16 protein-coding genes are annotated in these 10,487 nt (G+C 59.3%); 5 read left to right on the forward strand and 11 right to left on the reverse strand.

Annotated elements, in window-relative coordinates:
• The 9 genes from APH30_RS23845 to APH30_RS23885 all read right to left on the reverse strand — a co-directional run.
• On the reverse strand, positions 1-754 hold a 754-nt coding region (locus APH30_RS23845), incomplete at its 3' end, for an ATP-binding protein (RefSeq protein ID WP_054913951.1).
• Positions 751-1,539: a hypothetical protein gene (locus APH30_RS23850; RefSeq protein WP_054881536.1), complete on the reverse strand. Its 789-nt coding sequence runs from the start codon at positions 1,537-1,539 to the stop codon at positions 751-753. The genes APH30_RS23845 and APH30_RS23850, both read right to left, overlap by 4 nt.
• Positions 1,536-1,766, reverse strand: a complete 231-nt coding sequence (locus APH30_RS23855; protein ID WP_054913952.1) for a hypothetical protein — start codon at positions 1,764-1,766, stop codon at positions 1,536-1,538. The genes APH30_RS23850 and APH30_RS23855 overlap by 4 nt, the downstream gene beginning before the upstream one ends.
• The gene (locus APH30_RS23860) at positions 1,763-2,368 is read right to left on the reverse strand and encodes a hypothetical protein (RefSeq protein ID WP_054881534.1); all 606 of its coding nucleotides are present in this window, start codon (positions 2,366-2,368) and stop codon (positions 1,763-1,765) included. The genes APH30_RS23855 and APH30_RS23860 overlap by 4 nt, the downstream gene beginning before the upstream one ends.
• On the reverse strand, positions 2,365-3,132 hold the full coding sequence (locus APH30_RS23865) for a BRO family protein (protein WP_054881533.1): 768 nt from the start codon (positions 3,130-3,132) through the stop codon (positions 2,365-2,367). Before APH30_RS23865 ends, APH30_RS23860 begins: the two co-directional genes overlap by 4 nt.
• On the reverse strand, positions 3,129-3,422 hold the full coding sequence (locus APH30_RS23870; protein ID WP_125855580.1) for a hypothetical protein: 294 nt from the start codon (positions 3,420-3,422) through the stop codon (positions 3,129-3,131). The genes APH30_RS23865 and APH30_RS23870 overlap by 4 nt, the downstream gene beginning before the upstream one ends.
• Positions 3,419-3,709 carry a hypothetical protein gene (locus tag APH30_RS23875; protein WP_054881532.1) on the reverse strand — a complete coding sequence of 97 codons (291 nt, stop codon included), beginning with the start codon at positions 3,707-3,709 and terminating at the stop codon, positions 3,419-3,421. Before APH30_RS23875 ends, APH30_RS23870 begins: the two co-directional genes overlap by 4 nt.
• On the reverse strand, positions 3,706-3,942 hold the full coding sequence (locus tag APH30_RS23880) for a hypothetical protein (protein ID WP_054881531.1): 237 nt from the start codon (positions 3,940-3,942) through the stop codon (positions 3,706-3,708). Before APH30_RS23880 ends, APH30_RS23875 begins: the two co-directional genes overlap by 4 nt.
• Positions 3,939-4,256 carry a hypothetical protein gene (locus APH30_RS23885; RefSeq protein ID WP_054881530.1) on the reverse strand — a complete coding sequence of 106 codons (318 nt, stop codon included), beginning with the start codon at positions 4,254-4,256 and terminating at the stop codon, positions 3,939-3,941. Before APH30_RS23885 ends, APH30_RS23880 begins: the two co-directional genes overlap by 4 nt.
• Before the next feature lie 178 nt (positions 4,257-4,434).
• On the opposite strand from APH30_RS23885, the gene APH30_RS23890 reads away from it, so the two are divergent.
• Positions 4,435-4,920 (forward strand): hypothetical protein, encoded by a 486-nt coding sequence (locus APH30_RS23890; protein WP_054881529.1) that lies wholly within the window; start codon positions 4,435-4,437, stop codon positions 4,918-4,920.
• A 162-nt stretch (positions 4,921-5,082) separates the two neighbouring features.
• Here APH30_RS23890 and APH30_RS23895 read toward each other — a convergent pair whose 3' ends face one another.
• A complete protein-coding gene (locus tag APH30_RS23895; RefSeq protein WP_070085752.1) occupies positions 5,083-5,394 on the reverse strand; it encodes a hypothetical protein in 312 nt (103 codons plus the stop codon).
• Between the two features lie 40 nt (positions 5,395-5,434).
• Between APH30_RS23895 and APH30_RS23900 the strand changes: the two genes are divergently transcribed.
• The 4 genes from APH30_RS23900 (at position 5,435) to radC (ending at position 9,526) form a co-directional block, all read left to right on the forward strand.
• On the forward strand, positions 5,435-6,181 hold the full coding sequence (locus APH30_RS23900; protein ID WP_249121955.1) for a LexA family transcriptional regulator: 747 nt from the start codon (positions 5,435-5,437) through the stop codon (positions 6,179-6,181).
• A 223-nt stretch (positions 6,182-6,404) separates the two neighbouring features.
• Positions 6,405-7,604 carry a site-specific integrase gene (locus tag APH30_RS23905; protein ID WP_001062689.1) on the forward strand — a complete coding sequence of 400 codons (1,200 nt, stop codon included), beginning with the start codon at positions 6,405-6,407 and terminating at the stop codon, positions 7,602-7,604.
• The gene (locus APH30_RS23910) at positions 7,601-8,665 is read left to right on the forward strand and encodes a YhcG family protein (RefSeq protein ID WP_003092331.1); all 1,065 of its coding nucleotides are present in this window, start codon (positions 7,601-7,603) and stop codon (positions 8,663-8,665) included. The genes APH30_RS23905 and APH30_RS23910 overlap by 4 nt, the downstream gene beginning before the upstream one ends.
• A 351-nt stretch (positions 8,666-9,016) precedes the next feature.
• Entirely contained in the window at positions 9,017-9,526 is a 510-nt protein-coding gene (radC, locus tag APH30_RS23915) for a DNA repair protein RadC (protein WP_003092330.1), read from the forward strand.
• Positions 9,527-9,592: 66 nt separating this feature from the next.
• On the opposite strand, the gene APH30_RS23920 is transcribed toward radC, so the two are convergent.
• Positions 9,593-10,487, reverse strand: an 895-nt coding sequence (locus tag APH30_RS23920; protein WP_156326640.1) for an AAA family ATPase, incomplete at its 5' end; no start/stop codon positions are given.

Here is a 10,487-nt window from a genome sequence, read left to right on the forward strand (position 1 = left end):
AAGCCCAAGTGAACAGCACGGCAGGCCCACCAGCATCGGTCAGACGATCAACAGAGCGGTCGCCCAGGCACTTGCGCAGACCGGACAGCGCCAGGTTGGAAATCACGATGATCGGCATCAGCTGTCGGTACCGGGAGTCGATCACCTCGAACAACACCTGCCGCTCGAAGTCGCTGCCGTGCTGGACGCCAACCTCATCGATCACCAGTAGGTCAGGCGCCAGCAGGCCGGCGTACACGTCGCGCTCTGTCTTCTCAGACTTCTTGTCGAAGGTCATCTTGATGTCGCGGATGATCTCGATTGCCATGGTGTAACGCGCTGACGCACCGTAACTACGGATCACCTGCTGGGCGACAGCGCAGCCCAGGTGCGTCTTCCCGGTACCCACGTCGCCTAGCAGCATCATCGAGCGGCCAAGCTCCCAGTTGCGCTCAAACCCATGTACATAGTCGCGGCACTCAGTCAGCGCCACCGCCTGTCCTTCGGTTTCGGTACGGTAGGTGTCCAGGGTGGCACCACGGAAGCGCAGCGGGGTATCAGAGGCCATCAGGCTCGCGTTCATAGCCCAGTCATGCCGGATGGCCTGGGCCTGCTTGCGAACCGCTTCGTCGGCAGAATGCAGCGCGTCGAACTGGCAGCGCGTGCAGCCCTGCCAGAAGTGGTCACCGGAAAACGACTCGATCAGTTCGTCAGTGAAGTCGCCGTGCACGCGGCACTGGCCAGGTTTGAATTCCAGAGTTTTTGGAGTGGTCATGATCTTGCTACCCGGTAAGTCCCGTTGGGCTGGCGTACAAGCCCTTCGGTGTGGTCAATCTTGTCGAGGTCGGTGTGGTGGGATTGACGGTGACCACCAGCAGCTGGCAGCTCGTCCTCCCAGCGCTTGCCGTTGAGCCAAGTGGCGGCGTGTGGGATGAACTGGCCTCCATCCTTGGTCCAATCGTGGGACTTGCTCCAGGCAGCCAGGGCGGCGCCGATCAGATCGAACAGGTCTTCACCCACTTTCAGCTTGAGCCAGGCCTTCTCGGCTTTGGCTTTGCCCACCTTCCGGGGGTAGAGCTTCCAGAAACGGTCAAAATCGACCAAGGAGGGAGCGTCAGCGACCGTTGGTGTTTTCTCTATTGATTGAGTAATAGAATCCTTTATTAAGTAGCTGTCGGTTTGCCCACAGTTCGGTAAACCCACACTTCGGTTAACCGAATATTCGGAAACCTGTAGGTTCGGTTCGTAGTGCACGATCACACGACGGCCCAGCACCTTGCCGGTACCCTCCTCGCGCACCACTTCGTGGCTGACCAGCCCCAAGCTTTTCAGGCAGGCCATGGCTTTCGAGTAGCGCTCACGACCGATTTCAAACCTGTCTTGGAGGTGCGAGCCAATCACCTTCCAGTCGCTCGAGCGCGTCTGCAGGTATGTCCAGATGGCCAGAGCGTCCGGGTTGGTGATCATGGCCACCACGTCGTTGCTGAGTGAGCTGTATGGGGCCTGTTTGGCGTAGAACGTCGTAGGCGTGGCTTTCTCCACGTTGACTGGTTTACTCACAGATCAAGCTCCTGTGTGACTCGGCGCACAAAGGCGTCGTAGCTCTCGGCCATCTCGAAACCTTTGTCTTCCATCGCCTGGCGCCCGGCCTTGGCCAGTTCGTAGATCGTCCAGCGCTCGCGCTCTGGAAAGCCCTTGAACTGGCTGTAGGTAGGCCAGGGGCCGGTGATGATCGACGCGTCAGCGCGCTGCTGGAGCGCCTGGGGGGGGGTAGACGGCCTGGTCATTGCAGCGTCTCCGATCCGACGCCAGTAGTCCCAAGGATGTGCTGGCCCAGCTCGGCCAGCGATCCCCCAGCGAGACGGCGCACAAGGATGCCAAGGGCCGTGGTGGCGTTAATTGCCTCCACGGCCATGGTCGCTTTGATTTGAGCGTTACCAGCTGACAGGGTCGCGATGGTCCCCAGCCGAACCTTGTCGCCGGCGTTGTAGGCCGCACAGGCCAGCTCTAAATCGCTCAGGTGGCTGTACCCTTCGGGCGGGGTTGGTTCGATGAAGGCATTTGCGACCGGTATCAACTGATCCGGGTACGGCGCGCCTTCCAGCAAGTGCCGCCTTTTGGCCTCCCAGTGCTCCTCTGCCACGACGGCTGCGTCACTACCTGTCTTTCGGTCGAACAGCACCTTGAGCGCGTAGAAGGCCCGGATCAGGTCAATGTGAGTGTCATCTTCCTTCTCGATGGAGTACTCGGGTTCGTTGATCACGTCGAGCGTGTCTTTGACGACTTCGAAGCACTTCAGGAGCAGGGCCGCGTCGGTGTACCTACGGAAGGCTTCCTCGCTGATCACCTCCACCTCAGCCGGCGCAGGGAAATTCAATACATTGGTCATTCGGACCTCCGAGTAATCTTGAAACGTCCCTGTGGAATTTCGGGATGAGTGGCGCGCTCAGCCGTCTCGTAGGTGCATTCGGTTACAAACCGGTCGAAGCGCTGGGTGACAGCTGGCTTGGGCCAGATAGCGAAGGGCTGCCCGCCTTGGTCGGCGTGGCGGCTGCGGACGAACGCATACGGCAATGGCGCACCGGTCACCTCGCGCATCACCGCATTCACCACCCAGGCCGGCAGGCCATGGCGACGATTGATGCGGTCGCGAATGGTGGTGATGGTTTCGAAGCCGCTGGGCACCGAATCGAGGTAACGGACCTGCTCCAGCCTGGTGGTGCGGTCCTCGACGCGCTCCAGCGCCTCCTGCTGCTGAGACTGGCGACGCTCCAGGTCAACCATCACCTGAGCATGCGCAAGAGCCTGCTCCGCTGGAGTAAGCGGGCGCTGATAGCTTCCCGTCTTGCGGATCGACGGGGTTACCTCCCCCGCCACCCACATCTGCAGAGGAAGTGCACCAGGCTTGTCGGATCGGCCAAGAAAGAAGTACAGCCCTTGCTCACTGAGCACCGCCATCTGTTGGTTGCCCGAAGGGGTCACAACGGATGTGACCCCCCTCCACAGGTCAGGAACGTGCTCAATACGGCTGGTACCGTTCCACACGTATCCCAGCTGCTCGGCAACATCCTTCGCAACGAACCAAGGCTCACCAAGATCATCGGTAACCACACGAACAACGGTTCCTTTGAAGTTGAACGGGACCAGATTCATACCGAACCTCCCACATCCTTTGCCTGGTGGAAGGCGGCAGCGTTGCGGTGCGGCCACATGAAATTACGCGTGTCGAAAACGACGCGTTCAAGGAGGCGTTCAAGTTCGCCAGTCACGGGATTGTCGAAGCCACCCAGCGAGGGCACCACATGCGCCCAGTACAGGGCCTTGATCAACTTGAATGACTCGCGCGCTTCGTTGAAGCGTGCGATGTCAGCCGCGGTCAGGGTCACGTCTTGGACGATCTCTCCGGACACCGGCGCCAGCACCAGAGCAGTTTGCTTCATCATGCCGCACCTCCCGCGCCACGTTTCGCAACAGCAGTTTTTTGTGGCGCGACGGGTTGCTGGGCTTCAAGGCTGCGAAGGTTTTCATCCATCTTCCGCGCCCAGTCCTCAGTGTTACTAGCCCACTCTTCGGCTTGCTGCGCCCCGATACCTGCCAAACGACCAGCAGTGTCGTGCTCGGACAGCAATTGACTCACAGCCAGGAACATGGTCTTGAACTCGCCGAGCTTTTCATGGAGCACCAGCAGGTCGTCGTAGGCCTCGTTCGCGATGTTTTGAAGGGTCTTCATTGGGCTGCCTCCTGCGCGTTCATCAGTTGCAGCAACTGGTCCTGCGCCTGCTCGGACAGCATGTACATCGCTTCGTGGATGGCGGATTCACCATGGAAATCAAGCTGAGGCTCGAACCCGCGTTGCTGGTCGTCCTTGAAGGCGTGGTTTTCCATGAGGATGGAGGCGAAGCTCTCGATCACGCGCAGACGTGCCATGACCTTTTCGCCCAGGTCGCTGGTTGTTGTGGTCATTGGGCGCCCCCGGCCTTAACGAGGGCAATTCGGGCGCCGAAGGTAAGTGAAGCGACGGTCTCGGCCAAAAACGCCAGGGCGCGAAGCTCGTTGCGATTGACGGGGTCGTTGCAGTTAACGTCGTCAGCAACCCTGCTTGAGAGCTGATATATGCCCTCTGAGAGCGCGGCCGCGAGCTCAAGACCATGATCCAGCGAAGCCTCGTCGCGGATGCTAAAGAGATGAGGTGTGTCCGGCTCGCAGGAGCCGAAGGCGATCGGAGTCAGCGCAGGAAGTTGCGCTGCGGTTTTGGTTTTGCTATTTTCGGGGTGCATGAATTCGTCTCCTTTCGACGAAGATTCAAAAAGTCCCTTGCCGGGGACGGGTTAAAGAGCCAGCCTCGCGAGCTGGCTTTTTGCTGTCTGGGGTTTACCCAGGACGCAAAAGGGTGTCGGGCCAAACCGTGATATCGTTCTGATTCCACTCGAAACGAAGGTCACGGAGACCCGGCGTATGAAGATAAGTCGTACACTGCAGCGCGAGCTGCTGGAGCATCTCAGGGACTGCTATCCGAATGAATCGGATGAGGTCACGAGTCTGGGAGATGAAGAGGACTGCCAGAGCAACCTCTACTACCTGCAAGAGCACGGCCTGGTTACCCTTCTCGACAGCCAGTATCTCGGCGGCACAAGAGCGATTCATCACGCGACCATCACCGCCAGGGGTATAGATTTCCTTGAAGATGACGGCGGCCTTGGGGCTATCCTCGGAACGGTAACGGTCAAGCTTCATGAGGACACTCTCCGCCAGTTGATTGAAGCGAAGGTTCAGGCGTCGGACCTTCCCGAGGAACAGAAGAGCGGGATTCTGAAAGCTCTGCGCGAAGCTCCAGGCGAGACCACAAAACAGCTGATAACGAAACTAGTGGACTTGGGCATGGAGAATGCGCCGAAAGCAATTCCACTAATTCAAACGTTGCTACAGGGCGGCCAGCCCTAAGTTCATCAGCGCTTTCCGTGCGCTCCAGGCGGGCGTAGCCGATCAGCTCGCCCCCACCCCACAGCTCAACGAACGCTTCGCCCAGGTCGGATTCCGCCTGGACGAAGAGCTCGGTAGATGATGGCGATTTGCGGCCGGCTAGCGCCAGCAAGGCACATGGCTTCATCGGGCTGCCTCGATACTGGATGAATTAACAGCCACCACGGTGGAGTTACGTTGATGGCTGTTGGCCGGTATCGTTTGAGCCATGGTAGGGAGCACATTTGCCAGCAGGATGCCAATCTCAATAGGGGCGCCATTCGCCGTCGCTAGAGCGCAGATCCGCTGCGCATAGCTCGTCTCTCCGGTGTAATCGGTACGCGGCAGACGCCCCGCCGACAGCCACTTGTACACAGCGCGCGGGGACTTCTCGCAAGCTTGCGCCACCGCCGCGACACCGCCTGCGGCATCAATGGCCTTCTTTAGGGATTGCATGTGGGGTCTCCGGCGGAAATATGAACCTTGAGTACATACTATGTCGGAACTGAAAGTACATGCAAGCCCGTGCAATATTGAACGGATGGTTCAGATAGAAGAATTGCGCAGCGCATTCGCTGACAGACTCAAGCAAGCTCTCGCCGCCCGTGACATTCCGTCCTGGGGTTCAGGTGCGCGCATCTCCAAAATGGTCGGGGTCACCCCAAAGGCCGCCAGCAAGTGGCTGAATGGCGAGTCAATGCCTGGTGGCGCAAAAATGCTGGCATTGGCTACCGCACTTAAGGTGCGCGTGGAATGGCTGGAATACGGCAAAGGAGGGATGACAGAAGAAACGTCAGGATTTGACGCCAATGTTGAACCCACTCCTGGCCCTGTGAGGTATTACGAGTACCCTGAAATAAGCTGGGTTCAGGCCGGGATGCCAATGGAAGCGGTAGAGATTTCGAACGTCGCATCATGCGAGGTTCACCCATCGGACGCCTGGGCAGGCCCTAATGGCTTTTGGCTCAAAGTGAAAGGCCCTTCGATGACCTCATCAAACGGCATGTCCTTTCCCGAGGGGATGGTGATCTTGGTAGCGCCTGGATTCGACGTTGAAAGCAGCCAATTTGTAGTGGCCAAGATGGTCGATACCAATGAGGCTACTTTCAAGCAGTTCATTTGGGATTCCGGGCGGGCCTTCCTGAAACCTCTCAACCCTTCTTTCCCTACCGTCGAAATGGATGGTGAGTGGGTGCTCGTAGGTCGAGTCGTTGATGCGAAGTGGCCAAGATCTGTACTCTAGGTTAGCTGTCTAGCTACATCCCAAGCCCGCCCAGTGCGGGTTTTTTGTTTCACGATGACTCCAGCCCGGTAGTTCGCTGGACTGCGACGTAGCCCGATACAGCAGGTTTATCAATAGCTTACGCGCTTCCATCATATGCCGGTGCTTTCTGAAACTTGACCCGGTTCTCCCTCGCGCCGCTCCTATCTGGCTCCTGGAATCCGGGTCGTTCCAAGGAGTCATCATGGCAAAGATCAAGCTCACCAAGACCGCCGTAGAGTCGGCGCAACCCCAGGCGAAGGACATCGAACTACGGGATACCGTCGTGCCCGGCTTCCTTTGCAAGATTACCTCGACGGGACGCCGGGTGTTCATGCTCCAGTACCGCACGAACTCTGGCCAGCCCCGCAAGCCCTCGCTGGGACTCTACGGGGAGCTAACCGTCGAACAGGCGCGGGTCAAAGCGCAGGACTGGCTGGCCGAGGTTCGCCGGGGTGGTGATCCCGGCGGTGCCAAGGCCGAGGCGCGCAAGGCGCCCACGATGGCCGAGTTGTGCAAAAAGTTCATGGAGGACTACTCCAAGAAGCGCAACAAGGTCAGCACGCAGGACGGCTACCAGGGCGTCATCGACCGCAACATCATCCCGCTGCTGGGCCGCAAGAAGGTGCATGACGTGAAGCGGCCCGACATTGCGGGGCTCATGGAAAAGCTGGCCTACAAGCCGACCGAGGCCAACAAGACCTTCGGCGTGCTGCGCAAGATGTTCAACTTGGCCGAAGTCTGGGGCTTCCGCCCGGACGGCACGAATCCGTGCCGCCACGTCCCGATGTACCCGCCGGGCAAGGAAACCCGGCTCATCGTGGACGAGGAAATGGTGCGGATCTTCCGCCAGTTGGAGAAACTGGAGGCGGAGGGGCTGGAGAACTACGTCATCCCGTTGGCGATCCGGCTGCAATTCGAGTTTGCGGCGCGGCGCTCCGAAATCTGCCCGCTCGAATGGAGCTGGCTGGACTTCGAGAACCGGCGCGTGGTGTGGCCCGACAGCAAGGTTGGCGGCATTTCCAAGCCCATGAGCGAGGAAGCCTATCGGCTGCTTTCGACGGCGCCGCGTCTGGAAGGCTGCCCTTACGTCCTGCCGTCGCCGAACGACCCGGCCAAGCACCTGACCTTTGGCGAGCACTATGGCGGCTGGTGCCGGACGCTCAAGGCCGCCAGCGTGCCGCACGTAGGCACGCACGGCATCCGTCATCGCTCGACCACCGACATTGCCAATTCCGGTGTGCCGACCAAAGTGGGAATGAAGCTGACGGGCCACAAGACCGTGGCGATGTTCATGCACTACGTCCACACCGAGGACAAGCCGGTGCGCGAGGCGGCCGAGCTGGTGGCCAGCCGCCGCCAAGCCATCACGGGCGCGCGGCAGCTTGCGGAGGCGGTGGCATGAACGGGCGCCGGCCATCAGCAGCATCGCTCGCAGCGCCCGCGGCGCTGCTGGGCGACATTCGGGCACTGATCGAGGCGGCGCGCTTGCGCGCCGCCTCGACGGTGAATAGCGAGCTTACGATGCTCTACTGGCGCATCGGCCAACGCATCCACACGCAGGTCTTGGACAGGCGCCGGGGCGCCTACGGCAAGGAAGTTCTGCCCACCTTGGCTGCGCAGTTGGTGGAGGAGTACGGCAGCAGCTTTGCAGAGCAGAACTTGCGCCGCATGGTGCAGTTCGCCGCCACCTTCCCCGACGAGCGAATTCTCGTATCACTGATACGAGAATTGAGCTGGACGCACTTCATCGCCCTGATGCCGCTGAAAGACCCGCTCCAGCGGGACTACTACGCACAGATGGCCAGCACCCAACGCTGGAGCGTGCGGACGCTGCGCGAGCGTATCGACTCGATGCTGTACGAGCGCACGGCGCTTTCCCAAAAGCCGGAAGAAACCATAGCGCAGGAGTTGGCGACCCTGCGCGATGCGCAGCGCATGTCGCCGGCCCTGGTCATGCGCGACCCGTACATCCTCGACTTCCTGGGCCTGCGGGACACTTGGCAGGAAGGCGACTTGGAAGCGGCGATCATCCGTGAAATGGAGTCCTTCCTGCTGGAGCTGGGCGCGGGCTTCTCATTCGTCGCCCGGCAGAAGCGCATTCCGATCGACGACGAGGATTTCCACCTTGACCTTCTGTTCTACAACCGCAAGCTGCGGCGGCTGGTTGCGGTGGAGTTGAAGGTAGGTGACTTCAAGGCGGCCTACAAAGGGCAGATGGAGCTTTACCTTCGGTGGCTAGACAAGCACGAACGGGAGCCGGAGGAAGCCTCGCCGCTCGGGATCATCCTTTGCACCGGCAAGAAGCGCGAGCAGATCGAATTGCTGGAGCTGGACAAGTCCGGCATCCACGTTGCCGAGTATCTGACCGCCTTGCCGCCGAGGGGCGTGCTGGTGGAGCGGCTGCAACAGGCAACGCAACGGGCGCAGTTGCAAATCGAGCAGCGCAAGACGGACAACGAGTAGTCCTGTCCCAAGCAGTCGGGCGTCCCGGCGTGCCGCCGTCGCGCTGTCGTGCTGCGCATCGAGCTTCGCTGCGCGAGTCTCGCCCCTGTCGGGCTTCCATCACTGACGCCTCCGTCCCGGCTCGTTGATCCGGGCCTGCGCGCTCCGCTTGCCAAAAATCGACTCTGTGCAGTGGGCGGGTGTGGGCGGTCTTGCTGTTCCCTTCACCGTATCACGGCGTTCTCGCCGTCAAGGGCGGCGCGCGCCATGCGCGCTTGCGTCCTGGCGGCCGTCTGCGACCCCTGACTGCTTGCGCTGCGCCGTGCTGCCGCCGGTTCCGGGCAATTCCGCCCGAGCAACCGGAGCACGATCATGTCGCAACTGTCCTTTCCCTCGTTCGATTCCTGTCTGCTGGTGCGCGACGCGCACGGGCGCTATCTACCGGCATCGGCCGACGACATTCTGGAAGCTGCGCGCCAGGTCATTGACCGGAAAATGCGGCGCGGAGCAGAGTTCACTTCGCCGGCGGCGGTCAAGGAATACTTGCGTACAAAGTTGGCCAGCTTCGAGCATGAGGTGTTCGTAGTGCTGTTCATGGATACGCGCCATCGTCTGATCGAATACAGGGAGATGTTCCACGGCACTATTGACGGTGCGTCGGTGTATCCGCGCGAAGTGGTCAAGGAGGCGCTGCGGCTCAATGCGGCGGCGGTCGTCGTTTCGCACAACCATCCGAGCGGAAACCCCGAGCCGAGCGCGGCTGACCGGGCGCTGACCCAGCGGCTCAAGGAAGCGTTGGGTCTGGTGGACGTGCGCGTGCTCGATCACATCATCGTTGCGGGCAACGAAACGGCATCGTTCGCCGAGCATGGGCTGATCTAGCCCAAGGGGCTTCGGCCCCTTTTTGCTGCGCCTGGTGGCATAGCTATGGCCCTCGCGGCCTGATGCTCAGGCCGTCGCAACCTGAATCATCTCGTCGTAATGTTTCTTGTCCACCTCTTCCAGCCACTGGAAGATGTTCCCGATGACGCTGTGGCTTTCGCCTGCCAAGTTTTCTGCGGATTCCTCTGTTATCTCAATAACGTCGCTATGTGAATACTTATTGATAAAGCGGTAGATTTTTTCTTTAAGCTCTGGTGTCGTGATGGTGCAATCTTTTAGGCCAGCCTCCATCAATTGACTAATGTCGCTTCGACGCCTTGGATATTTGAAGGTGAAAAACGATTCAACAAGCTTTCGGGCGAGGTTGGCGGTCAAGAACGCCTCATCTCGATTGAGTGTTGTGTGCGCCCTATATTCGTAGAGCTTCTTGAAGATATAGTGGTACTCGGAACCGTAGTTCTTGAGTGAGTCGTCGGCATCCACAAGTAGGGAGTGACGAGGGGAGCCAGGTGGCGCATCCAGGCGATAAAAGAAGCAATTCTCGGCGTTGCCTTTTTTGACTCGATTCCTATTGGTGCCAGTGAACCAGTCTCTCACTAGCTTAAAGTAAGTGAAGTTGTGAGTCAGCACAAAAAGTTGCTTGGCTTCAGTGCATTGCGTTCTCAAAAACGAGTAGGCGTGAAACAAGTGATTAGAATCAAAGCTTGAGACCGGATCGTCAACGACGACGATCGTATCCTTGATGTTATTTCCATTTTCTTTGAGCTTCGTGATGAAATAGACAAATGCAATCGCAGTTTTCTCACCTTCGCTCAAATTCCCATCGTGCTCACCAACCCCGTTTCTGATGATCTCATAGCCTTTCTTCTTCTGATTGAAGTTCAGGCAAAGCTCAGAGCGGCCAATGAAGCGATGCAGGATGTCATTGAACTCCTTTGCCCCGACCGTTTCATTCGAGAGC

It is taken from the genome of Pseudomonas sp. NBRC 111127 (genome assembly GCF_001320345.1).
In the GTDB taxonomy this organism is placed as follows: Bacteria; Pseudomonadota; Gammaproteobacteria; order Pseudomonadales; family Pseudomonadaceae; genus Aquipseudomonas; species Aquipseudomonas juntendi.